The sequence below is a fragment of the Mucilaginibacter sp. SG564 genome (assembly GCF_013149275.1).
Classification (GTDB): Bacteria; Bacteroidota; Bacteroidia; order Sphingobacteriales; family Sphingobacteriaceae; genus Mucilaginibacter.
Window position 1 is genome coordinate 154,076 of the sequence record NZ_JABGNA010000004.1, and the last position, 23,164, is coordinate 177,239.

At 40.5% G+C, this 23,164-nt stretch carries 21 protein-coding genes; 8 read left to right on the forward strand and 13 right to left on the reverse strand.

Going from position 1 to position 23,164, the window contains the following annotated elements; genetic code table 11:
• Nucleotides 1-21: 21 nt before the first annotated feature.
• The 3 genes from FHW89_RS10580 to FHW89_RS10590 form a co-directional block, all read right to left on the reverse strand.
• Nucleotides 22-681: a protein-L-isoaspartate(D-aspartate) O-methyltransferase gene (locus tag FHW89_RS10580; protein ID WP_172335013.1), complete on the reverse strand. Its 660-nt coding sequence runs from the start codon at nucleotides 679-681 to the stop codon at nucleotides 22-24.
• A gap of 230 nt (nucleotides 682-911) precedes the next feature.
• The gene (gene priA / locus FHW89_RS10585; protein WP_172335014.1) at nucleotides 912-3,404 is read right to left on the reverse strand and encodes a primosomal protein N'; all 2,493 of its coding nucleotides are present in this window, start codon (nucleotides 3,402-3,404) and stop codon (nucleotides 912-914) included.
• A gap of 117 nt (nucleotides 3,405-3,521) precedes the next feature.
• Nucleotides 3,522-3,908 carry a DUF423 domain-containing protein gene (locus tag FHW89_RS10590; protein ID WP_172335015.1) on the reverse strand — a complete coding sequence of 129 codons (387 nt, stop codon included), beginning with the start codon at nucleotides 3,906-3,908 and terminating at the stop codon, nucleotides 3,522-3,524.
• 85 nt (nucleotides 3,909-3,993) lie between these two features.
• On the opposite strand from FHW89_RS10590, the gene FHW89_RS10595 reads away from it, so the two are divergent.
• Nucleotides 3,994-5,589, forward strand: a complete 1,596-nt coding sequence (locus tag FHW89_RS10595) for a hypothetical protein (RefSeq protein ID WP_172335016.1) — start codon at nucleotides 3,994-3,996, stop codon at nucleotides 5,587-5,589.
• Nucleotides 5,590-5,725: 136 nt separating this feature from the next.
• Nucleotides 5,726-7,198 (forward strand): DUF5723 family protein, encoded by a 1,473-nt coding sequence (locus FHW89_RS10600; protein ID WP_172335017.1) that lies wholly within the window; start codon nucleotides 5,726-5,728, stop codon nucleotides 7,196-7,198.
• 12 nt (nucleotides 7,199-7,210) lie between these two features.
• Here FHW89_RS10600 and tsaB read toward each other — a convergent pair whose 3' ends face one another.
• The 4 genes from tsaB to rpmH form a co-directional block, all read right to left on the reverse strand.
• Nucleotides 7,211-7,903 (reverse strand): tRNA (adenosine(37)-N6)-threonylcarbamoyltransferase complex dimerization subunit type 1 TsaB, encoded by a 693-nt coding sequence (tsaB, locus tag FHW89_RS10605; RefSeq protein WP_172335018.1) that lies wholly within the window; start codon nucleotides 7,901-7,903, stop codon nucleotides 7,211-7,213.
• Between the two features lie 123 nt (nucleotides 7,904-8,026).
• Nucleotides 8,027-8,269 carry a membrane protein insertion efficiency factor YidD gene (yidD, locus tag FHW89_RS10610; RefSeq protein ID WP_172335019.1) on the reverse strand — a complete coding sequence of 81 codons (243 nt, stop codon included), beginning with the start codon at nucleotides 8,267-8,269 and terminating at the stop codon, nucleotides 8,027-8,029.
• A 1-nt stretch (nucleotide 8,270) separates the two neighbouring features.
• Entirely contained in the window at nucleotides 8,271-8,684 is a 414-nt protein-coding gene (gene rnpA / locus FHW89_RS10615) for a ribonuclease P protein component (RefSeq protein WP_371742441.1), read from the reverse strand.
• 65 nt (nucleotides 8,685-8,749) lie between these two features.
• On the reverse strand, nucleotides 8,750-8,908 hold the full coding sequence (gene rpmH / locus FHW89_RS10620) for a 50S ribosomal protein L34 (RefSeq protein WP_110583460.1): 159 nt from the start codon (nucleotides 8,906-8,908) through the stop codon (nucleotides 8,750-8,752).
• A 141-nt stretch (nucleotides 8,909-9,049) separates the two neighbouring features.
• Here rpmH and FHW89_RS10625 point away from each other — a divergent pair, with 141 nt between their 5' ends.
• Nucleotides 9,050-9,925: a ChaN family lipoprotein gene (locus FHW89_RS10625; protein ID WP_172335020.1), complete on the forward strand. Its 876-nt coding sequence runs from the start codon at nucleotides 9,050-9,052 to the stop codon at nucleotides 9,923-9,925.
• An 89-nt stretch (nucleotides 9,926-10,014) separates the two neighbouring features.
• On the opposite strand, the gene mscL is transcribed toward FHW89_RS10625, so the two are convergent.
• Entirely contained in the window at nucleotides 10,015-10,425 is a 411-nt protein-coding gene (mscL, locus tag FHW89_RS10630; protein ID WP_216650535.1) for a large-conductance mechanosensitive channel protein MscL, read from the reverse strand.
• Between the two features lie 190 nt (nucleotides 10,426-10,615).
• On the opposite strand from mscL, the gene rpoN reads away from it, so the two are divergent.
• Nucleotides 10,616-12,091 carry an RNA polymerase factor sigma-54 gene (rpoN, locus tag FHW89_RS10635; protein ID WP_172335021.1) on the forward strand — a complete coding sequence of 492 codons (1,476 nt, stop codon included), beginning with the start codon at nucleotides 10,616-10,618 and terminating at the stop codon, nucleotides 12,089-12,091.
• A gap of 78 nt (nucleotides 12,092-12,169) precedes the next feature.
• On the opposite strand, the gene FHW89_RS10640 is transcribed toward rpoN, so the two are convergent.
• Together FHW89_RS10640 and FHW89_RS10645 are read right to left on the reverse strand one after the other, a co-directional pair.
• Nucleotides 12,170-13,186 carry a type IX secretion system membrane protein PorP/SprF gene (locus FHW89_RS10640; RefSeq protein ID WP_172335022.1) on the reverse strand — a complete coding sequence of 339 codons (1,017 nt, stop codon included), beginning with the start codon at nucleotides 13,184-13,186 and terminating at the stop codon, nucleotides 12,170-12,172.
• A gap of 122 nt (nucleotides 13,187-13,308) precedes the next feature.
• Nucleotides 13,309-13,758: a response regulator gene (locus FHW89_RS10645; protein ID WP_172335023.1), complete on the reverse strand. Its 450-nt coding sequence runs from the start codon at nucleotides 13,756-13,758 to the stop codon at nucleotides 13,309-13,311.
• Between the two features lie 125 nt (nucleotides 13,759-13,883).
• Between FHW89_RS10645 and FHW89_RS10650 the strand changes: the two genes are divergently transcribed.
• On the forward strand, nucleotides 13,884-16,004 hold the full coding sequence (locus tag FHW89_RS10650) for a 7TM diverse intracellular signaling domain-containing protein (RefSeq protein WP_172335024.1): 2,121 nt from the start codon (nucleotides 13,884-13,886) through the stop codon (nucleotides 16,002-16,004).
• A 194-nt stretch (nucleotides 16,005-16,198) separates the two neighbouring features.
• On the opposite strand, the gene FHW89_RS10655 is transcribed toward FHW89_RS10650, so the two are convergent.
• The 3 genes from FHW89_RS10655 to FHW89_RS10665 form a co-directional block, all read right to left on the reverse strand.
• Nucleotides 16,199-16,903, reverse strand: a complete 705-nt coding sequence (locus FHW89_RS10655) for an NUDIX domain-containing protein (protein WP_172335025.1) — start codon at nucleotides 16,901-16,903, stop codon at nucleotides 16,199-16,201.
• Nucleotides 16,904-17,185: 282 nt separating this feature from the next.
• Nucleotides 17,186-18,946, reverse strand: coding sequence for an ABC transporter ATP-binding protein (locus FHW89_RS10660; protein WP_172335026.1), 1,761 nt, complete (start codon nucleotides 18,944-18,946; stop codon nucleotides 17,186-17,188).
• A 132-nt stretch (nucleotides 18,947-19,078) separates the two neighbouring features.
• On the reverse strand, nucleotides 19,079-20,830 hold the full coding sequence (locus FHW89_RS10665) for an ABC transporter ATP-binding protein (protein WP_172335027.1): 1,752 nt from the start codon (nucleotides 20,828-20,830) through the stop codon (nucleotides 19,079-19,081).
• Between the two features lie 229 nt (nucleotides 20,831-21,059).
• Here FHW89_RS10665 and FHW89_RS10670 point away from each other — a divergent pair, with 229 nt between their 5' ends.
• From FHW89_RS10670 to FHW89_RS10680, 3 genes are all read left to right on the forward strand, one after another.
• A complete protein-coding gene (locus tag FHW89_RS10670; RefSeq protein ID WP_172335028.1) occupies nucleotides 21,060-21,677 on the forward strand; it encodes a MarR family winged helix-turn-helix transcriptional regulator in 618 nt (205 codons plus the stop codon).
• 59 nt (nucleotides 21,678-21,736) lie between these two features.
• Complete coding sequence (locus FHW89_RS10675; protein ID WP_172335029.1) at nucleotides 21,737-22,336, forward strand: GNAT family N-acetyltransferase; 600 nt, start codon at nucleotides 21,737-21,739, stop codon at nucleotides 22,334-22,336.
• 134 nt (nucleotides 22,337-22,470) lie between these two features.
• Nucleotides 22,471-23,160, forward strand: a complete 690-nt coding sequence (locus FHW89_RS10680; protein WP_172335030.1) for an ABC transporter ATP-binding protein — start codon at nucleotides 22,471-22,473, stop codon at nucleotides 23,158-23,160.
• Nucleotides 23,161-23,164 lie beyond the last annotated feature (4 nt).

The following is a 23,164-nucleotide window of genomic DNA, read 5'->3' on the forward strand; positions in this document are numbered from 1 at the left end:
CCCCTTTAGGGGGTTGGGGGCTCACCATGCCTTATCTCCCACCAAAGGCACAAATCTGAAAGTATCCAGCACAATCTTTTCGTAGTCATTTTCGGCAACCTTGAGTATAGTTACCATTTTTTGAGTTTCTTCGTCACCAACCGGAATTACCAGGATACCACCTATTTTGAGTTGTTTCAAAAGCACATCAGGCACTGTAGGTGCACCGGCCGTTACGATGATCTTATCATAAGGCGCGTGTTTGGCTATACCAATAGAACCATCACCACAAAAAAAGTTGGGTTTATAACCCATCTTTTCGGGCAGGATAAACCGGGTGCGCTCATACAATTTTTCCTGGCGCTCAATGGTATAAACTTTGGCGCCGAGTTCCAGTAATATACAGGTTTGGTAACCTGAACCTGTGCCTATCTCCAGTACCTTATCGCCTTTGCGTATATGGAGCAATTCTGTTTGATAAGCAACAGTATAGGGTTGCGATATGGTTTGCCCCTCGCCTATCGGAAAGGCAATATCGCTGTAGGCCTGGTTCCAGAAAGTTTCATCAAAAAAATAGTGGCGCGGTACTTTGCTTATGGCCAGCAATACTTCTTCATCCTGGATACCTTTTTTTCGCAGGATGTCAACCAATCGTTTACGGGCGCCTTTTTCGCGATAATTATCAATATACTTATAAGCCATTTATAAGGCAAAGGTAACAGGAAATTCAGCATTTAGGGGATGCGGGTAACGTAGAGATGGGTAATTCATTATGTGTTAGCCGGTAAAAAAATTAAGATAATTAACAATAAACAAAAACGTGATTCATTTGCGAGCGATAGCGTGGCAATCCTTAACTGTGCAGAAAGGCTCGGGTATTCGGGGATTGCCACGTCGTTCCTCCTCGCAATGACGCATCGGAGAACATCCCTTTAATACGGATCAACATCGGGCTGAATAATACTGCCTTTGCTTAATTTGGTTGTTTGAAATTGGGTGATCACATCGCGCAGTATAGCCTTAGCTTTAACAATGGATATACCATCCCGCTCAAATTTGAGCATGATAGATTTGATATAATAATTACGGATGCGACTGATGAGCGGTGATTCAGGACCTATTACCCGCTCGCCAAAATGTTTGCGCAGTTCATTACCCAGGTAATTGGCCTGATTGTATAACACTTCCGGGTCTTTATGTTTAATATCAAGGTTGATGATGCGGTAAAACGGCGGATATTTAAAGCTTTTACGCTCTTCCATTTCCGTAAAATACAGATCGTTATAATCATTGGCGATCACCTGTTTGATAACCCGGTGATTAGGATCATAGGTTTGGATCACCACTTTACCCTGTTTACCCCGTCGTCCGGCACGACCGCTTACCTGTGCCAGCATCTGGAAACTACGCTCATTGGCCCGGTAATCTGGAAATTTAAGCATGCTATCGGCATTGATGATTCCTATGAGGGTAACATCGGCAAAATCAAGTCCTTTGGCCACCATTTGGGTACCTACCAGGATATCTATCTTTTTCTCTTCCAGGTTGTTTAATATGGTTTGCAGGGAGTTACGGGCGCGGGTGGTATCCAGATCCATGCGGGCAATACGAGCTTCGGGTAGTAACAGACTTAATTCGTCCTCTATCTTCTCGGTACCAAAACCTTTGTATTCCAGGTGCGTTGAACCGCATGCCGGACAAATAGACGGTGAATCTTCCCGGTAACCACAATAATGACAATGCAGTTTGCCGCTACTCTTATGATAGGTCAAACTTACATCGCAATTGATACATTTTGGCGTATATGCGCATATTTTACACATCAACACCGGGGCATATCCACGCCGGTTTTGAAACAGGATCACCTGCTCCTGATGGGTCAGGGTCTGATTAATACCCTCCATCAGCACACTGGTAAAATGCGATTGTATAGTTTTTTGCTTAGTTTCATGACTGATGCTTACTACCTGTACATCGGGCAGTTGTACACCGCCATAACGTTCAGTAAGTTCAGCAAAGCCATACTTATGGGTACGGGCATTATAATAGCTTTCAAACGACGGTGTAGCCGAACCTAAAAGCACTTTACCTTGATGCGTATTGGCCAGAAAAATGGCTGCATCACGGGCATTATATCGCGGAGCCGGATCAAATTGTTTATAAGAGGTTTCGTGCTCCTCATCCACCACAATCAGGCCGAGATCATTAAATGGCAAAAAAACCGATGAGCGCGCACCCAGTATTACTTTATAATCATTGTTCAGCACCTTTTGCCAAACCTCTACCCTTTCGTTATCATTAAACCGGGAGTGATAAACACCGATGTCGGCACCAAAATATAGGCGTAGCCGTTCAATGATATGTGTGGTGAGGGCAATTTCGGGCAACAGGTAAAGTACCTGCCGGTCGCTGCGCATCATTTCTTCTATCAACCTGATGTAGATCTGTGTTTTGCCCGATGAGGTAACTCCATGCAGCAGTACCACATCTTTCTCCTGGAATTGCGTACGCACACTTTGCAGCACTTCGGTTTGCTGTTCGCTTAACTCAAAGTTGCTGTTCAGTTCTTCTTCCTCTTCAAAATGCAAACGGCTCACATTTTTTTCCTCTGCGATAAGAATCTCTTTTTCTATAAGCGATTTAATGCTCGATTCACCTGCTCCGCTTTCTTCTATCAGCTCATTTTTGGTGATGGCTTTCTGATGACGTGCCAGTTTTATATAAGCCAGCAGCGCATCAGCTTGCTTTGGAGCGCGCTTCTCCAGTATCGGGAAAAGCTCACGTAAATTATCCGGATTGTTATAAACCGGGTTCAATGTAATAAAAGTACGCTTGCGGGGTTTGTAACGTTCGCTTACTTCCTCGGATATATGGATGATGTTTTTCTCGAACATCAGTTTCAGGATAGGCATTACCGTTTTCTGACCCAATAATTTGGCAATATCACTTACGGTAAGCTCCGGCTGGATATCCAGGGCTTCTACAATCAAGAATTCCTTATCATGTAGCGTTGAGCGGTCAATATCATACTCTTTATTGAGCACAATGCGGGTTTCACTGGCCAGTTTTAGGGCAGCGGGTAATGCGGCGTTCATTACCTCGCCAATATTGCACATATAATAATAGGCCAGCCATTGCCAAAAATGTAACTGATGAGGCGTTACAACCGGCTGATCGTCCAGAATATCAATAATGTATTTAGCTTCATATTTTTCGGGAGCAAGCGTGCTGATTTCCTTAACAATAGCAGTGTACAACTTACTTTTACCAAATTGCACCACTACTCTTTTACCTATGGCGATGGCATCATTCAGTTCATACGGCACCCGATAGGTATAATTTTTTGAAATTGCCAGTGGTAAAATCACTTCGGCAAAAAGCGTTTTACGGTCGGTATGATCAATTTCAGCAAATTCCAATATCATGTAAATCCTAAACTCTAAAGACTAAATTCTAAACCCTAAAGGGGAAATTCTAAAAACTAAATACTCAACTCCAATTCCAGTCCTTGATCTTTTACCCCAAAAGCCTTGCTCCAAAAATCATTTATTCCTAAAAGCAGCTACAGCCAGCATCAGCCAACCTAAAATAAACAGCAAGCCACCCAATGGTGTAATTGGGCCAAGGGCAATCAACCAATCCCAGCCAAGAATACTCCGGCAGGATAACAAGTATAATGATCCCGAAAAGAAAAGAATACCAAAAGTAAAAAAGTAATAAGCCAGAGTTATCTGGTTGTTTTTAAAGCGCGCAAAGGTTGATAAGAAAAGCAAAGCGAATACATGATAAAAATTGTACTGTACCGCAGTGTGCCAAACTTCAAGATCAGCGGCAGATAAGCGCCCTTTTAAACCGTGAGCACCAAACGCTCCGGTAATAACGGCTAGCATACCAAAAAACGAAGCCGTGATAATTATTTGTTTGTTCATGCAGATATAAAAAGCTAAGTTAACCAATTGAAAGTATTACTTTAATGCCGCAGCGTAAAATTCTATCTTTGTAAAGCAATCCGCTATGAAACGTCTGATAGTTATCACCTTAATTTTACTTGCTGCTGCTATAGCTATAACAGTTGTTTACTTTAAAAATTTAAGTCCGCCAGGGGTACGCACCGGGCAGGTGATGCATACTATACCTGATAATGCTACCGCAGTATTTGAATTTAACAGCGAAAAAGGATTCTACGACATTTTTAAAGGCAACCAGCTATTAGGCGCCATTATTGGTAAAGATAAACTGGCCGATCTGGATACACTCCGCAAATTATTGATCACCTCACCACAACTGGAACATTTTTTCGATGGGCAAAACGTATTTATTTCGGTACATCCGTCAAATAGCAACGATATAAATCTGCTTATTACCGTGCCCACTACGAATGATTTTAAAACCGATGCCCTCACTGCCTTAAATACCCAGCCTGCCAGTGGCCTGTCTGTAGCCTCCATACGTATTGCTGTTGGGGTAACCTATGATGTATTGGTCAAGGCCATTAACAAACATTTTTACATCACCCAAAAGGAAAACAATATTTTTGCTGGTAGCTTTTCAAAAGAGCTGATAGATCAAAGTATACTATACCGGGATGATAAAAGCAAAAACGTCTTTGTTCCGCTGCCCGAACAGCAAAATTCCAACTCCCTGGCTAACCTTTATATTAATTACAGCCAGCTTATCCCCCTCTTTGACCAGGTATTTAAAAACAAGAATACCGATATTTTTAAAAGCTTTAAGCTATTACCTGCTTTAGCTGCCCTGACTTTAAATTTTAAGAACGACGCGTTGATGTTTAGTGGTTTTACTACCATACAGCATAACCATACAGCGAGCTATTTAAATCTATTCGCCGATCAGCAGCCAGTGGTGAACCATTTAAAAGATATTTTTCCGTCCACTACAGCCTATACTATCAACTTCGCTGTCTCTGATCCTACAAAATTTTCTGCTGAGCTTTCGCAATGGCATATCCAGGCAGGTATCAATAAAGACAAGGTTGATCTTTTTAGCAAGATCAAGACAGAAACCGGTGTACTTTTAAAACCAGAATTTGAGCACCTGTTGGGTAACGAGTTTGCAGTAGTAACTACCCGTTACCAGGAAAAATACGCTATCGTTTCTGTTAAAGACGGATCAAAATTACGCCCTATTATGATGAATGTGAGTACCATGACCAATGATAACATCGGGCAGTTTAATTACGATAAAATTCCCTTTTATCTATTAGGTGATGCTTTCAGCATTTTCAGGAAACCCTATTTTATGATCATTGACAACTATCTGGTACTGGCGGCAACTGCCTCTGAACTTACCAGTTACTCAGATACCTATTTTAACCGTAAGTTTATCAGTAAAACTGATCAATATAACCAGTTTGATAACCTGCTGGCCGAAAGAAGTAACATCGCTTTTTTCATCAACTTTAAAAACTCACAATCAATACTCAAACGTGATCTGAAAGATGTTTTTTATGACGCTTTTGAAAACTCCGATCTCAGTTGGAAAAGCTTTTATGCCGCTGCTTATCAGTTTAGTGCCTCTGACAAAAACTTCTACACCAACCTATGCATGCGCCTGAATAATACAGACAGCACTGCTACTCAAATTAAATAAAAAAACATACAACCATACGCTATCAATTCCCGTTAAAAGGGGCTATTGTGTCTGAATATTTCCTTAGAGTTTAGGGAAATATTTACTACTGGTTTAAAATAAACCATTAATAAACAGAAACTTGGCAAATTGTCGTATGAATAAAAATAAGCTATTAATTCTTTTTGGGCTACTATTTTTCTCTTTATCAGTTTCTGCACAACAATTTTCGCAATACAATACGGGCACGTTGTATGATTCTTTCGAAAATCCCTCACAACGATCATTCATCCCGGATTCCAGCCGGCAATACGCCTTTAACTTTTTTATCCCGAGTTTTAATGTGAATACCTATTTAACCGGAAATGCGCAACGTACTCTTAAAAGCAAAATATTCGGCAATAATTCACAATACTTTACCGATAATTTACAAATAGGTCAGGGTAAATACAATCATTTCAACGCCAATATTAATGCTTATGCTATTATGTTTAAGCTATTTACAAGTTTTAATGGCGATGTAGAGATAGGCTTTTCGGCACAGGTTAAAGCAGAAGCCCGGGGACTTTTTTCAGACGAATCATTTGCCCTGTTAAATGGAACAAGGAACTTTCCTAACGATAATTATACCAATATCTTTAATGACAATTACAGGTACCAGGCTTATCACCAGATAGGTTTTTCATATCGCGAGCGTATCAATAAAAAAATAGCCCTTGGTTTTAAAATAAGCGCATTATTGGGTATACAGTATCAGCAATTTAACATTACTCATTCGCAAATCGATTTTGATCGTACCAATCCAAACAACCCAAGCGCCTTGCTCGGCTTAACCGGCAGGTATTATGCCAACTATATTCCCGGCCAACGCGATGCACGTGATTACTTGCCCAATCTACGCAATCCAGGTGCCGCTATTAGTTTGGGCGCCTCTTACACCACAGATGACCGCATAACCATACAGGGCAATATTAAAGATCTTGGTTTTATTCACTGGAGTAACCGGTCGGCCACTTATGACTTTAATAATAGTGGTGTGATCAACAATTTAGGATCCCAGCACTTTGCAGATACGCTTTATGACCGGGTGCATAAAATAATGCAGGACGATAATCATAAAACAGTTAAACCACTTACTACCCCCATAAACGGTCTTGCTGAATTGAGTGCTACCAAAAGCTATTGGATAGGCTACGGCAATTTATGGAAATACTCGCCAACACTTATAGCCTCAAAATCTTTATTCTATCCGGATTTTACAGGAGCATTGGTTAACCATTTTAATTATCGGGGTATTTTTACTGCAACGCTCAGTACAAGCTATAGCGACATGCATTTTTTTAATATTGGTACACAACTCATGATCAAATCTCCTAATACCGAATTTTATATAGGTACCGAAAGATTGACCAATACCGGCAAGTTGGCATTAGCGGCTGTAAACAATAACTCACAAATAAATCATGTGGGTAATTATTCGGGAGGTGATTTTTATTTAGGATTTACCCTGAAATTCGGCCGCGTAATTGAACACCCCATGAACGCCAGCATCATTCCGATGGGCGAAAAGGGCTTTTTTGGTCGCCTGTTTGGGCGATTATTCAAAACCAGCACCAATAAAGGGATCTAAATATTAAGCTATTTATAACGCTTTCTTTCCGGCTATAAAATCTTTGAGATAGTAAGGTTCAAAATAAGCTACATCTTCAAATTCCTTCTTCCCGAATTTGTCAGCGGCTTTTTGGGTAAGAAAAGTTGCCGAATTAACAAAGCCTGACAAAAATTTAGCGTTAGGGTTGTTACCTAATATAGCCTCGCACTTATCGGCCCCATCACCAAAAAACAGGATCTGCTGTTTATTGAGTTCGTCGGCAAAACTTTGCTCATCTATAATATCTGCCGAGGTTGGGCGTACTTTTTGGCCAGCAGCATCAAACAAGGCACAATATACCTCCATGCGCCGTGCATCTATCATAGGGCATAAAAGCGTATTCTGATTAACTGTAAAATCATCATTATGGATAACACCATAAGCCATAGCCTCCAATGTTTCGATGGCGATGAGTGGTTTATCCAGGGCAAAACAAAGCCCCTTAGCCGTCGAAATCCCAATCCTTAAACCAGTATAGGAACCAGGGCCACTGCTTACAGCAATAGCATCAAGCCCGGCATAAGTTAAATTTGCAGAAGTCACCAACTCATCAATAAAAAGCGTAATCACCTCGGCGTGTATGTTACGTTCGTTGATCTGTTTAAAGGCAACAACTTTACCGTCAACAGCCAGGGCTACTGAACAGGAAGTGGTCGCGGTTTCTATTTGTAAAATAACACTCATTTTTTTTAGTTCATTAGTTCAATGGTTCATTTGTTTATTGGTTGCAATGTCAGTTATATCCGTTAGTACAGTATATCACACTACAAATACTAATGAACCATTGAACTAATGAACAAATACCAATCACGGTACCGGATCATGGCCGTGCCCTCCCCACGGATGACAGCTGGCAATGCGTTTCAAAGTTAACCATCCGCCCTTAAAAGCGCCGTGTTTTTTGATAGCTTCTACGCCGTATTGCGAACAGGTTGGTGTATACCGGCATGAAGCACCTGTAAGCGGGGAAATAAAATATTGATATATTTTGATCAACAGTATAAAAATACCACCAACAATTGCCTTCAATATCCTGATCAGCCCCTTCATATCATTTCACCGGGATGTTATTTGCAGTCGTTAATTGCTCTCCAAGCTGGTTTAGCATCTTCAGCATCTTTTTTTCAATAACACTATAGGGCACGATTTCCTTTCCGATATACCCTACCGACAACACTATGGTTTTATCTGCAGCTACCAATAAATCATACAGGCATTGCTGCTTGTGCAGCCTGTACGACTCGCGCATGCATCTTTTTATTAAATTACGGTCGACAGCGTGCTTATAACGCTTTTTTGAAACCGAAAATAAAATCTGGGCGGGGAATAGTTGTGGTTCGGAATGAAATAACCACGAAGCTTTGAAGGGATAACACAAAAAAGAAGAACCGTTATGAAAAAGCTTATCAATAAGCCTTTTGTTACATAATCGTTCTTCTTTTTTAAAAGTATACATAGTTGCCATAATTGAACCGGAGTTTGAGCATATAAACGGTCCATGTCCCTTATGAAAGGACCAAGCAACCAGGCTTATGCTTTATGACGACCTTCGTCAGAAACTGTTAATCTTTTTCTGCCTTTAGCTCTTCTGGCTGCTAATATTCTTCTACCGTTAGCAGTTGACATGCGCTCACGGAAACCGTGTTTGTTTCTTCTTTTTCTTTGAGAAGGCTGGAAAGTTCTTTTCATGACTGTATATTTTTATTCTATTTCGATCTTTTTAAAAACAAGAGCGCAAATGTAGTAATTTTTCAAAACATTTCAAATACTATTTTTCTTATTTGTTGCTCTATGTTTCTTACTGTAAATTAAGCGTTTTAAAACCGTAATATGAAATCACTGCTTATCCTGCTCTTAATAGCTTTACCATCAATTGTTTTAGGGCAGGGTGCATCGCCTTCTCATTACAAAATATATAGCACGACCGAACAAAAACTGGTAACAATTACTGATATTATTCAGCAAACCGACAAAATTGACGTACTATTTTTTGGCGAAGAACATAATGACTCAACAGCTCATTCACTGGAATATGCCATATTTAAAGGCTTAACAGAAAAATATCCTGAGCGCACGGCTCTATCCATGGAGATGTTTCAAACCGATTGTCAATTGATGTTAAATGAATATCTTAATGACTTCATCCGCGAAAAGAACCTGCTAACCGATGCCCGTGCCTGGCCAAACTATAAAGATTACCGCCCGCTGGTTGAATTAGCCAAAGTCAATCATTTACCAGTGGTGGCCGCCAATGCGCCATCGCGTTATACCAATATGGTAACACGTAATGGTCTCGGCAGCCTGGAACAACTCAGCAAACAAGCCAAAGGCTACCTGGCGCCCCTTCCTATTGATACCGCTACCGGTGCATATTATGATAAATTTATAAAGATCATGGGTGGGCACGAAGCCATGGCCGGCATACAGATCTATCAATCACAAAATTTGTGGGATGCTACCATGGCCTGGTCGATAGCGCAATTTTTTAAAACCCATAGCGGATTTAAAATATTACAGCTTAATGGCGGTTTTCACAGTGAAGAAAGGTTGGGCGCAGTAGCTCAACTCAAGAAATATGCTCCAAAAGCAAGGATACTAACCATAGCCTCTTACAGCGGAGAAAATTTTGACAATCCCGATTGGACAAAATTTAAATCCCTGGCAGATTACGTTATTCTAACAGATACAAAATTAAGTAAAGAATAAAGAAGATTAAGGACAAAAGGATCAAGGATTAAAGACAAAAAGCATCTCCATCCATGATCCTTTGATATATTTTCTTGTCTTTGATCCAGTTAAGCTTTTTTAGCTAACAGGTCACGTATCTCGGTAAGTAAAGTTTCTTCTTTTGTTGGTGCCGGTTCTGCAGCAGGAGCTTCCTCTACAGGTTTTTTAAGCGAGTTGATAGCCTTTACAACCATAAAAATACAAAAGGCAACAATCAGAAACTCGATCACGGTATTGATGAAATTACCATAATTGATAGCAACCTCCGCCACTTTATTTGCCGGGTCAGCTGGTTTTAAAAGCACTTTCAAATTTTTAAAATCAATGCCACCGGTTAAATAGCCAATTGGTGGCATGATAACATCATTTACCAGGGAGGTAACGATCTTACCAAAAGCTGCACCAATGATAACACCCACTGCCAGGTCAACAACGTTGCCGCGCATGGCGAACTCTTTAAACTCTTTGATTATTGCCATATTGATAGATTTTAGTTAATAATTAGTTCAGGTAACGGTATAAATAGGTTTTAGTTTTAACTAATGTAACGAATAAATTTTAATGCCGTTCAAACAAATTATATTTTCTGGTATTTAATACCAGCGTCTATATGCCATAAGATATTTTAAAGTTAATGGTAATTGATGTATTTTTGGGCTCATCTTAATTATGCTTAAACAGAATCTTCAACAAAAACTCTTACAAAAGCTTTCACCGCAGCAAATACAATTTATAAAATTGCTGCAGGTTCCTACAGTTTCTCTGGATACTCGTATTAAAGAGGAACTGGAAGAAAATCCAGCGCTTGAAGATCTGAGCTTAACAAATTTAAACGAACCCGAAGAGCAATATCCAGATCGGGATCCAGACGAAGACACTTTTAATAGTGACGAAGAAAAGGGCGAAATGGATGAGTTTAATATTGATGATTACCTGCAGGATGATAGCGTAAACGATTACGGTTCACGTTATGATCAAAACGGTGATGATGAAGATGAACGCAAGGAGATCCCAATAGCGGTACAAAATTCTTTTTTTGAAAGCCTGCAATTACAGCTCGATCTGCTACCGCTAAGTGATAAAGATTTCAAGATCGGTCAACAAATTATCGGCAGCCTGGATGATGACGGCTATTTACGCCGCCCCATCATGTCACTTACCGACGACCTGGCATTTTCACAAAATGTAATGGCCGAAGATGAAGAGGTAGAAGATATGCTGCGGGTGATACAAGGATTTGACCCGGCTGGTGTTGGTGCCCGGAGCTTACAGGAATGTCTTTTAATACAATTGCGTAAAAAAGACCCTAACGATCCCATCATCGCGAAAGCCATTATTGTGGTTGAACAATACCTTGACGAGTTTACCCGTAAACATTACGATAAACTGGAGAAATCATTAAACATGAACTCCGACGAATTACGTGGTGTAGTGAACGAAATACTCAAGCTTAATCCCAAACCAGGCGATTCCAACGAGATCAATACCAAGCAAATGCAGGTGATACCCGATTTTCATATCACCAATAATGATGGTACGCTGATATTAACCCTAAACTCTAAGAATGCTCCGGAACTAAGGGTAAGCCGCTCCTATCAGGAAATGTTTCAGCATTACGATAAAGCAGCGCAAAAAGATAAAAAACTCAAAGAAGCAGTACAATTTGTAAAACAGAAGCTCGATTCGGCCAAATGGTTCATTGATGCTATCAAACAGCGTCAGCAAACTTTGCTAAAAACCATGAACTCCATTATGCAGTATCAATATGAGTTTTTCCTGACAGGAGATGATAAAAATCTGAAACCGATGATCCTGAAAGATATTGCCGACAGGATAAATATGGATATCTCCACTGTGTCACGTGTGGCCAACTCCAAATACGTACAAACCGAATTTGGCACTTTTCTGCTCAAATCGTTCTTCTCCGAAGCTATCCAGACCGAAAGCGGCGAAGAAGTATCTAACAAAGAAGTAAAAAAGATCCTGGAAGAGCATATAGGCAAAGAAGACAAGCGCCATCCTCTGGCCGATGAAAAATTAACCGATATCCTGAAAGACGCCGGCTATAACATCGCCCGCCGAACAGTGGCCAAATACCGCGAACAAATGAATATCCCGGTTGCAAGGCTCAGAAGGGAGCTATAAGCCCCCCCAGCCCCCTAAAGGGGGAGCAAAATACAGGAACACTAAAAAGTAAAGTTCCCCCTTTAGGGGGCTAGGGGCCTAAAACGTATGCTGTGCGCTACTTACTTTGTAACGGTTATTAAGTAATATACCTATCACAATTTCATGTGTACCATTACTTACCGTATTCAGGGCCGATGTGGTGACATCATAGGAATAACCAATATTTACAAATGAGCTCAGATTAAGCCCAACCAGTCCTGCATAAGAATCGCTATGACGGTATGAACCACCTATCCAAAGCTTATCTGCAAAGGATAATTTCATATTAAAATCATAACTTGTTGGTAACGGTTTTATATACTTCAGCATAACCGATGGAATAAGCGTAACCTCATCCGACAGAAACAATTTAACCCCGCCCGTTAAAAAATAATTAGGTACAGTTTTGTTCTGATATTGGTTTGCTTTGCTAATTACATACAAATTCTGCGGCAATATCTGCTGAGCCGAAACACCTATAAAATAATCAGAAGCATAGGCCCAGACACCTATCCCCAAATCAGGTTTCCATTGATTATTATTCAAACTGCTTAATATAGGATCCGAGGGATCCGCGGTGCTCAGCGCCGACAGGTTTAGCACATTATGACTAAAGCCAGCTGATACCCCAACTGCCAGATTTAGCTTGCTGGATAATCCAAGGTGATAGGCATAACTAGCATCGATATTGGTTTGCGTAAAAGGACCTGCTTTATCTGATACCACCGTTAACCCAACGCCGTGATGTGGCTCTGCAGCCTGGTATTGCTGTGTATACAACCTACTAGCCGGATTAAGGCCCCCGCTGGCCGGGAAAGCATTGGCATCGCCTTGTATAAATTTTTGGCCAATGGGCATATTTACTGACAGGTAAGCCGTTACGGGCGCACCATCCAGGCCTGTCCATTGGCTGCGGTAACCTGTTTTTACATCCGTATAATTCTCGATACCTGATAAAGCAGGATTTAAGAGGTAACTGTTAAAAATGTATTGGGTATATTGTGGCCGTTGCTGCGCCACAACACACTGAATAAAAAGAACAAAAATAAAGGCTATGAATAAGGACCTTTTCATCAATTAAACGTTTATAGCCGGCACAATTTAGCCTTATTTCAAGGTCAAACAGCCCTAAATGTGCGCTATAAACTAAGATAACCTTTATAAATAATATTGTATAGAGCCGTGGAACCGGTGGATTACCGAAAAGCTTTCGACAGGGTTTCCAGTTCCATGTTTGCTATCTGCAATTTGTAGGTGAGGTCTTTATTTTCTTTTCGCAGGTTATAAATTTCGATGGCATTTTGGATATGGATCCTGAGTTCATCATTTTGCCATGGCTTTACCAGGTATTTGTAAACCTGCCCGCGATTAATGGCATCAATAACAGCATTGATGTCTGAAAAACCGGTTAATAATATCCTGATCGTATCGGGGTTGGTTTGCAAAACCGATTCCAGAAATTCAATACCTGTAGTAACGGGCATGCGCTGATCTGTTATAATCACCCCCACCTCATTTCCATCCAGTATCCTCCGACCTTCGGCAGCAGAACTGGCCGTATATATATTAAAATCACGCCTGAAGGCCGCTTTAAAACTATTCAGGTTATTAATTTCATCATCAACATACAACACTCCTACGGCCATAGCAAAACACTTTAGTGAACGGGTAATATCTTCAAATAGGCTTACAAAAGTAAATTTATGCAAAGTTTAACTTATTGCACATTTTTATTATAATTATTGTTCTGTATATATGTAACAATTATATCATGAAAAAAATATTACTAATCGGGTATCTCATGCTAGTTGGGCTTGCAGCTTTTGCCTACTCAACTGATACTTTGGTTATTAATAATGATCAATCAATCTTGTTAACCAACAGATACTTCTATGAACTTGACGCTCCTGATAATAATTTAACCATTGCCCAGGTTTTAAACAGTTCTAAGTTCCATCGCATTAAGCAAACACTTCCGGCTTTAAAATTCTCTAAATCTATCACATGGATAAAATTTATTTTAAAAAATAACAGTAAGGAACCGATGGTGACCATTGGCATAAATGCCAGCGTTATTGATGAATTTGATCTTTATTATACCGAAAATACAAACACGGCACCACAACACTTAAGTCCTGACCACACTCAAAATCTCGCTTTTATAGATTATCCACTATTACCTGGAGCCACAGGCACCGTGTACTTACGAATAAGAAGTAATGCTGCTGCTATTATTCCGGTAAAAATTTACAGCACATCCACTTTTTTAGAAAGTCGTAATCTTGAAAATATAACCAATGGGGTTATAGCGGGTATTTTTATCGTAATGACACTATATAACTTATTGTTGTTTTTTATAGTTGCCGACAATAGTTACCTGTACTATGTAAATTATATCATCTTTTTGGGCTTATCGCAATTACTTAAACGTGGCTATGGAACCGATTTATTTACAACAGACATAATCACCTTAAATAACTATGTAATCCCCGTGGTTAGGGTACTGCTTGGGTTTTCTATTTTGCTTTTTATGAGCACGTTTTTACAGCTCAAGCAACACTTAAAACAATGGTATAAGTATTACCTGCTGCTCTATTTATTGTTCTTCGTAATTCTTATTGTGATTGCGACTGGTATGACTGCTATTGCCTATAATTTAATTACCATTAGCACTACTATCACCGCCATTAGTTTACTTATTATAGGTGCCTACGTTTACCATAAAAGTAATTTCAAGCCGGCCAAATTCTTTTTACTGGGTTGGGGGCTGTTCTTAATAAGCCTATTAATATCTGTTGCACGCAATAAAGGACTTATTCCATACAGTAATATCACAGCTAACATTGTTATTTATAGTTCTGTGTTAGAACTGATCCTGTTTTCGGCAGCTTTGGCCGAGAAGATTAACTTTTACCGGTATCAAAAAAACGAATCGCAAAGCTTTGCCCTTACCATTGCCCGGGAAAATGAACGACTAATAACACAGCAAAACATCCTGCTGGAAAGCAAGGTAAAAGAACGTACCGAGGAATTAATTAAGATCAATAAAAGTCTTTCCTTATCCATAGATAATCTTACAGCCACACAAAAGCAGCTCATCGATAATGAAAAAATGGCTTCGCTGGGACAGCTTACAGCCGGCGTAGCACATGAAATTAATAACCCCATTAATTTTGTAAGCTCCAATATAGCCCCCTTACGACTTGATTTTGATGAGCTTTTGATTTTATTGGACAAATATGAAGATGCTTTGAACAACCCGGACCAAGTTCCTTTTTTAAAGGCGCTTGATGATTATAAACAAAAGATCGATCTTAATTTCATAAAGGATGAAATAACTATCTTATTGAATGGAATAGAGGATGGCGCTAACAGGACAGCAGAAATAGTAAACAGTTTGCGCACTTTTAGCAGCACCGATGAGCAGGTATTAAAAACGGCAGATATCAATAAATCGATCCTGAATAACCTGCTGATCTTAAGAAGCACCATTCCGTATTACATCGAGATCAGACCTGTTTTTGACAAGCTGGAGCCTTTAAACTGTTATCCTGGTAAAATTAACCAGCTCATTATTAATCTGGTCAACAATAGCATATATGCCATAAAAAGTAAGCATCATCATAGTGATGAGTGTATCATGATCATCACCAGGGATCATCCAGACCATATTTCTATTGAAGTAACCGATACCGGCATAGGCATGAGCGAAGAAACCAAACAACGCATTTTCGAACCTTTTTTTACCACTAAAGGTATTGGTGAAGGTACAGGTCTGGGGCTTTCCATCGTATTTGGTATCATCGAGAAACACCGCGGCAGTATCGAAGTAATATCCTCGCCCGATAAAGGTGCTACGTTTAAGGTATCGATCCCTAAAAGCTTAGCTTAGTAAACCCTAAAAGGCGGCAGATTTGGTTAAAAAAGTGGGTTTACATGGTTTACACTTTTCAGGGTTTATATCAATATATATAATTGAAAATCAATTATATATATTAAATTTATGCTTAAAAAGTGGATTTACATGTAAACCCACTTTTTAAGCATAAAGAATCCCCAATGGACTAACCCAACCTTCCGTCTTAACTAAAAGAACTTCTCGGGATTAGGTACCAGGTTAAGGAACGATTCAAAATTCTGTTCGTAATGTGATTGATCAAGCCTGTAATAAAAAGCGCCTTTCTTTGACGACAGTTTATCCTTTTCGGGCAGTTTTACAAGCAAGCCAGTTGATAATAGCTTACGGCTAAAGTTACGATCGTCAAACTTGGTTTCATAAACACCTTCATAAAGCGCCTGCAATTGCGGAATGGTGAATTTTTCGGGCAACAGCTGAAACAGGATTGGGTGCAGCGCGGCCTTATAGCGCAGCTGGCGCAAGGCAAGCCTTACCATTTCTGTGTGGTCAAATATAAGCTCGGGCATCTCATTCAGTAAAAACCACTCGGGATGGTACTCTTCACTCAGCTGTTTTTCATACTGATGAATATCTATAAGTGCGAAATAAGCTATAGACAAGGTTCTTTCCACCGGGTCGCGATCAGGCGCTCCAAATACATGAAATTGCTCCATGTACACGTTTTTAAGCCCGGTGCGTAATTCTAATATGCGATTGGCAGCATCATCAGGCGACTCCGAAGGCTGTATAAAGCCGCCCATCAGGCTCCATTTATTTTTCTCGGGTTCAAGACCACGCTGTACAAGCAATAATTTGATATTAAATCCGTCGAATCCAAAAATGATACAATCTGTCGCAGCTAAAATGCGTGTCTCGCCGGTATACTTATGCATAATTTGGTTAAAGTTTATTTACAAGTGTAAAAATAATTATGCAAATATTTAGTGTCGATACTACAACTATTTTATTCGGGACGGCATTTTTTATTTTTCAACTTAGGTCTCAATAAAAATTGTCATTCTGAGGAACGAAGAATCTATTTACCAGTACACAAAGCCTGTTAACAGATCCTTCACACCGTTCAGGATGACAAAATCAGCATATTAACTCTATTCTATACTGTGGAAGTTTTATGTCAAAACGATGTTTTGCCGAAATATTTTGCCGCAAATTTCTTAGCTAACCCTTTTCCCCTGCAGCAACATATCCATGGCATCATTCAACGAGCCTGCACGTGATACTTCGCCTGAGTTAACAAAGAATATCTCATCGGCATTTTCAATAGTATTCAGTCGATGGGCTATAATTACCCTGGTGGTGGTATCCGGTAATTTGTTCAATATATCACTCAATAGCTGTTCGGTTATCGTATCAATATTTGCTGTAGCCTCATCCAATATCAGTATCTGCGGGTTACGCAATACTGCCCGCATAAAAGCGATCAGTTGTTTTTGACCAAGACTGATACTATCACCGGAAGAAAGCACCTGCGTATCTAACCCACTCTCAAAAATAGCCAGCAGGCTACCCAGGTTGGCATCAACGATCACTTTTTCCAGTTGTTCATTGGTATGATCCTTATACAAATCATTACCGTACAAAATATTGTCTTTAACTGTACCGGTAAATAAAAACGGTTCCTGCAAAATAAACCCTATTTTTTGCGTACGCTCTTCCGCGCTGTAAGTTCTGATGTCGCGGCCATCCAGCATCACCAACCCTTTTGAGGGATCATATAACCGGGCAATCAGTGATGCCGTTGTGGTTTTGCCTCCGCCGGTTGGCCCAACCAACGCGTAGGTTTTGCCCTGTTCCAGCTTAAGGCAAACATTGTGCAGTATTTCCTGATCTTCGTTATAACCAAAATACACGTTTCTGAATTCCAGCAGAGCTACATTGGATTCGGCTATGCCATTTTCAATAACGGGCAGATCTGTCTCCAGTGATAATATTTGCGATATCCTGTCCCAACCCGCCATAGCCAGCTGAAAGTTTGTCCATAATGCAGCCAATTGCCTTAGCGGGTTGTAAAAGTTGGTAGAGTATGATAAATAACTCACCAGCAACCCAATACTAAACTGCCCGATAGTGATCAAATAAATACCGAAGGCTAATACAATCAATTGTGCTATGCTGGCAAACAAGCCATAAACAGGTACAAATACACTATTGGCCAAACCCGACCCGATGGCGGTTTTGTAATTATCGCGATTGGCCGTATCAAAGCGTTTGCGGAAATAATCGCGGCGATTAAAGGCGATGATCACTTTAAAATTATGCAAGCTTTCCTGTATCTCCGAACTCATCCCCCCTACACTTTTCAGGTTCCGGGCGTTTTTGCGTTTTATCCATGGCGACAAAGCCAGCGTCAGTATCAATATAAGTACAGCCGGAGCAAGCGTAGCCGCGCCCAATTCAAACTTGATCAATAATAAAAACACACCCGCGCCAACCATGATAGAGATATTGCCGATAAACTGCATCAGCGATTGGGAAAAAAACTGGTTCAACTTGTCAGTATCATTGTTTACCCTCGATATCAGGTCACCGGCTTTATTTTGATTAAAAAAGCTTACCGGCAGTTGCTGCAATTTGTTGAATATAGAGTTACGAAGGGTAAACAACATACGTTGACTTACACCTCCCATTAACTTGGTTTGATTATAACTTGTAAACAAGGCCAGCAAATACATGCATAACAATATAACAGCGTTATGTATAACCCCACTATAATCCTTATGCTGCACATACTTATCAATTGTATGTCCAATAACAAGAGGCCCCAATAAGTTGAGCGAGGAATTGGTTAATATAGCCAAAAGAGCCAGTAAAAGCACCTTCTTTTCGTGCGCAATTAACTGCAACAGTTTTCTAAGCCCGGCAAGGGTTGAAGTTTTCTGCTGCGTTTGGCTAAGTTTATTCAGATCGTAATTCATGAATAATTATTGAATTAGTGCTTTATTGAATTAGTGATTTCATCTTTTCGTGAGTGTCCAATAAACTTCATTTGCACATCTGCATATTCACACATCCGCACATTTGAAATTTATACATCTGCACATCTATTTTCAGTGAGCAACACCGTGTTCGTAATTACTGGTGCTTTGCTGCGAGTTAAATATTTGTACATAATCGGGGCTGGATCGCATTAATTCCTCATGCACGCCACGGGCAACAATTTCGCCCTGGGTAAGTAGCAGTATCTGGTCGTAATGCTCCACCGATGCTATTTTCTGGGTAACAGATATCAGCGTTAATCCGGGATAATTTTTCTGAATATTGGTCAATATCTTTTTCTCGGTATTGGTATCAACCCGGGCAGTAAAATCGTCCAATAATAAAACTTTGGGGTTAACCGCCAGGGCCCGGGCCAGCATGATACGTTGTTTTTGCCCGCCAGAAAGGCTCGATCCTCGTTCGGAAACGACGGTATTCAGCTTATCGGGCAGGCCATCGATAAAGTCCCGCAATTCGGCCGTTTCAATGGCTTTTTCCAACGATTCATCAGTAACCGTATCACTAAAAGCAATGTTTTCGCGTATACTCATGTTAAAAATGATGCTATCCTGAAAAACAAAACCTACCTGGCTATGGAACGATTCGCTGTCATAACTATCTATGCTGCGCCCGTCATAATGCACATATCCGGATGTTGGCTTGATGAGGTTGGTAAGCAAATAGAGCAGCTGCGTTTTACCCGCGGCTGTAGGGCCGATGATGGCTATTTTTGAACCAGCTGCTACCGAAAGCGATACATTTTTGAGCGCCGGCTTTTGACCATAAATCAGTGATACATCACCAAGTTCCACATCACCACGCAATGTTTCCTTTAAAGTTCCGCCATCAACAATATCCGGAGCATCCAATACCACACTGATACGGGTAAATGAGGCCGAAGCCTGCGCAATAAGGTTACTCATAAAACCCAGTACAAAAATGGGAAATATAAGTAACGATAGATAACTGTTAAAGGCCGCAAAACTACCCAAGCTCATACTGCCATTGATCACAAAATGACCACCCATCATTAAAATGGTTAATGCCGCCATATTGGCCGTGAAGGTTACAATAGGGATCAGTCCGGCAAAAAAGCTCAGTATCTTCAGGCCGTATCGCTTTGCCTCGGTGTTGGCCTCTAAAAACTTATGATACTCCAACTGCTGGGAGTTGATCACACGAACAAGCGCGGCACCCAGAATACTTTCATTAATTACTTTGTTCAGCTGGTCAATCACTCCCCTGCTTTTTATAAACAGCGCCCGCACATTCTTCAATACATAAAAAAATGTACCACCTATGATCGGGATAATCATGACCACGGCCAGGGCCAGTTTCCAGTTAATAGTAAACAGCAATATGCTTGCACCAATGATGATGAACAATGACGACACGATGGATACCAATGCCTGCGATACAAACAATTTAATAGAATCTACATCGGCGGTTAAATTGGTGAGCAGCTTGGCCGGGTTTGCCTTTTCAATAAAAGCGTGGCTTTGTCTTGATATCTTATCGGCCAGCTTTTGCCGCAAATCGCGGGCTACGCGCTCCGATGCATAGGTTTGAATAATAGTTTGCAGATAGCCAAAAATAAAAATAATCAGAACGGCCAGGGAGAATTTCTTAATAATATCACCAAACACAAAGTGCTGTTTAGTATAATCATCTATCCCGTTGGCTATGATCTTGGGCAACCAAAGATTTACACCGTTACTAAGCAAAGCAAATAACAAAAGCAGCGAAACCAATCCCATGTAAGGCTTTAGTAAGCTAAAAACGCCAGGTGGTTTTTTATCAGGTTTTTGAGTATCAGTTTTCATATTTTCAGAAATTCATCTACTAAAAGATGTTTTAAAGTTTAAGGCTTAATAAAAGTACGCCTTTATACTGATGACGATTGTTAAAGTAAAACATTTTGTCGCGGTATAAATATTTCCGGCCCTTTATAATACTACGATACAGGAATATCAATGCAAATATATTCCTATTATGGAATAATTAAAACGTTTTGGAAATAGTTTTTTAATTTTACATCTAAACAGCACTAATATGAAACCAGTTGTACAGCTAATAGAAGAATGGAGCGCTTTTGAGGAAACCAGCGAGGAGCATTCGGTAGAAGCGTTTTGCCGGTATTATCTTCAAAAACAGCAGCCTAAATCCAAACATTCGGATAAGCATATCATGAATGGGGTGAATTTGCTTAAAACCATTGGGCGCATTTTGAAATCCTACTCCCTATATTTCCGTTCGGCAGTTAGCCATGCGGAGATGCCTACTCCCGAAAACTTTTATTACCTACACAGTCTGAATCAATTGGGTGAAGTAAAAAAAAGTGATTTGATTAACGATATGTTTGCCGAAACAACCACCGGCATGGAGATCATTAATAAACTCATCCGGGAGAAAAAGATAACAGAACGCACTTCGCCCGACGATAAGCGCGCCAAACTGATCAAGATAACCGAAAAAGGCATAATTACACTTAGCGAGTATTATAAAATATCAGCCACAGCCACAGCGATGATGTTTAAAGGTATGAGCGATGACGTTTTAATTGATTGTAATGAGATGCTTGAACATTGCGCGCAACACAACTCGGCATTAGCCGTTGAATTAAAAAACAAACCATTTCCGCAGATGTACGCGCGGGTTATGGAGCAATAAAGCCCTGGATTTACAAAACACTTCTATATTTGATGTGTTAGGTTAAATGCTTTACCGTTATGAGTTCAAAATTTTCGCCAGAGGCTGATTATATTTTAGAAGACGACTGGTTGCTGATCAAACCATTAAACGCCGACGATTATCAGAATTTATTGCCATTTGCCTTGTATGAGCCTAACATCTGGAGCTATTCGCAAGTAAGTGCAAAAGGCGCCGACGGTATGCGTAATTATATCGACCAGGCACTTAAAGCCAGGCTTGAGGGAAAAGAATATCCTTTTATTATATACGATAAAAAGACAGGCGAATATGCGGGCAGTAGCCGTTTTTATGATATACAAACCGGCAATCAGGCACTTGAAATAGGCTATACCTGGTATGGCGAAAAATTCAGGGGTACAGGCCTTAACAAACACTGTAAGTTTCTATTGCTGCAACTGGCCTTTGAACAACTAAATATGAAACGGGTAGGTTTTCGTGCCGATGCCCGGAATGAGCGCAGCATCGCGGCTATGAAAAGTATAGGTTGTACGGTAGAAGGCATTATCCGTAGCCACATGCCACTTCCCGACGGTACCCGGCGCCATTCTATTCTGTTAAGCATTTTACAACACGAATGGTTTGATAGCGTGAAAGAAATGCTGAAAGCTAAGTTATAATTGTATTTTTAAAGTCATTTAATAAAACCACATCCGCTTTTATATTGCAAACGGCATGATTCATGGATATTTATGCAAACCGGCGGGGTAACAATTGATAGCCCGCTGCATCTATATCATAAAAAACACACCGTTTGGAAACTATACTCAATATTGCAGATCTGGGCAAAACCTACCAAAGCGCAGGGCGTACGCTTACCGTGCTTCATAATATTAATTTCAGCATTGCCGCCGGCTCCACCAATGCTATTGTAGGACCTTCGGGCAGTGGTAAAACTACTTTGCTGGGCTTATGTGCCGGCCTTGATCGTTCCAGTGCAGGCGCGGTAGAACTCAACGGCATTAACCTCGGAAATTTAACAGAAGACCAACGCGCGCAGGTACGCAACCAGTATGTGGGATTTATATTCCAGAATTTTCAACTATTGCCTACGCTAACTGCCCTGGAGAATGTAATGGTTCCTTTAGAGCTTCGTAATGAAAAAAATATACGGGCAAGAGCATTGGATCTGCTGGATAAAGTAGGCCTGGCCGACCGCGGGCACCATTACCCTAATCAATTATCGGGTGGTGAGCAGCAGCGTGTTTCGCTGGCACGCGCCTTTTCCAACTCGCCCAAAATACTCTTTGCCGATGAGCCCACAGGCAACCTGGATGCTGAAACCAGCGAAAAGGTGGTAAAACTTCTTTTTGACCTGAATAAAGAAGCCGGAACCACACTGGTATTGGTAACCCACGACCTTGATTTAGCCGCGAAAACACAGCGCATCATCCGGATAAAAGGTGGCCAGCTGATAGCTGATGAAAAAACAATTAACGGTTAGGCTT

What these genes read in the sequence shown, in the direction of transcription:
- FHW89_RS10670 (WP_172335028.1), top strand. Translation starts at nt 21,060, where the DNA reads ATGAAACCAGTTGTACAGCTAATAGAAGAATGGAGCGCTTTTGAGGAA.
- FHW89_RS10655 (WP_172335025.1), bottom strand. Translation starts at nt 16,903, where the DNA reads ATGCATAAGTATACCGGCGAGACACGCATTTTAGCTGCGACAGATTGT.
- FHW89_RS10590 (WP_172335015.1), bottom strand. Translation starts at nt 3,908, where the DNA reads ATGAACAAACAAATAATTATCACGGCTTCGTTTTTTGGTATGCTAGCC.
- tsaB (WP_172335018.1), bottom strand. Translation starts at nt 7,903, where the DNA reads ATGAGTGTTATTTTACAAATAGAAACCGCGACCACTTCCTGTTCAGTA.
- FHW89_RS10625 (WP_172335020.1), top strand. Translation starts at nt 9,050, where the DNA reads ATGAAATCACTGCTTATCCTGCTCTTAATAGCTTTACCATCAATTGTT.
- rpoN (WP_172335021.1), top strand. Translation starts at nt 10,616, where the DNA reads ATGCTTAAACAGAATCTTCAACAAAAACTCTTACAAAAGCTTTCACCG.
- rpmH (WP_110583460.1), bottom strand. Translation starts at nt 8,908, where the DNA reads ATGAAAAGAACTTTCCAGCCTTCTCAAAGAAAAAGAAGAAACAAACAC.
- FHW89_RS10580 (WP_172335013.1), bottom strand. Translation starts at nt 681, where the DNA reads ATGGCTTATAAGTATATTGATAATTATCGCGAAAAAGGCGCCCGTAAA.
- FHW89_RS10595 (WP_172335016.1), top strand. Translation starts at nt 3,994, where the DNA reads ATGAAACGTCTGATAGTTATCACCTTAATTTTACTTGCTGCTGCTATA.
- FHW89_RS10660 (WP_172335026.1), bottom strand. Translation starts at nt 18,946, where the DNA reads ATGAATTACGATCTGAATAAACTTAGCCAAACGCAGCAGAAAACTTCA.
- FHW89_RS10640 (WP_172335022.1), bottom strand. Translation starts at nt 13,186, where the DNA reads ATGAAAAGGTCCTTATTCATAGCCTTTATTTTTGTTCTTTTTATTCAG.
- FHW89_RS10675 (WP_172335029.1), top strand. Translation starts at nt 21,737, where the DNA reads ATGAGTTCAAAATTTTCGCCAGAGGCTGATTATATTTTAGAAGACGAC.
- yidD (WP_172335019.1), bottom strand. Translation starts at nt 8,269, where the DNA reads ATGAAGGGGCTGATCAGGATATTGAAGGCAATTGTTGGTGGTATTTTT.
- rnpA (WP_371742441.1), bottom strand. Translation starts at nt 8,684, where the DNA reads ATGGCAACTATGTATACTTTTAAAAAAGAAGAACGATTATGTAACAAA.
- FHW89_RS10600 (WP_172335017.1), top strand. Translation starts at nt 5,726, where the DNA reads ATGAATAAAAATAAGCTATTAATTCTTTTTGGGCTACTATTTTTCTCT.
- FHW89_RS10650 (WP_172335024.1), top strand. Translation starts at nt 13,884, where the DNA reads ATGAAAAAAATATTACTAATCGGGTATCTCATGCTAGTTGGGCTTGCA.
- FHW89_RS10645 (WP_172335023.1), bottom strand. Translation starts at nt 13,758, where the DNA reads ATGGCCGTAGGAGTGTTGTATGTTGATGATGAAATTAATAACCTGAAT.
- FHW89_RS10665 (WP_172335027.1), bottom strand. Translation starts at nt 20,830, where the DNA reads ATGAAAACTGATACTCAAAAACCTGATAAAAAACCACCTGGCGTTTTT.
- mscL (WP_216650535.1), bottom strand. Translation starts at nt 10,425, where the DNA reads ATGGCAATAATCAAAGAGTTTAAAGAGTTCGCCATGCGCGGCAACGTT.
- priA (WP_172335014.1), bottom strand. Translation starts at nt 3,404, where the DNA reads ATGATATTGGAATTTGCTGAAATTGATCATACCGACCGTAAAACGCTT.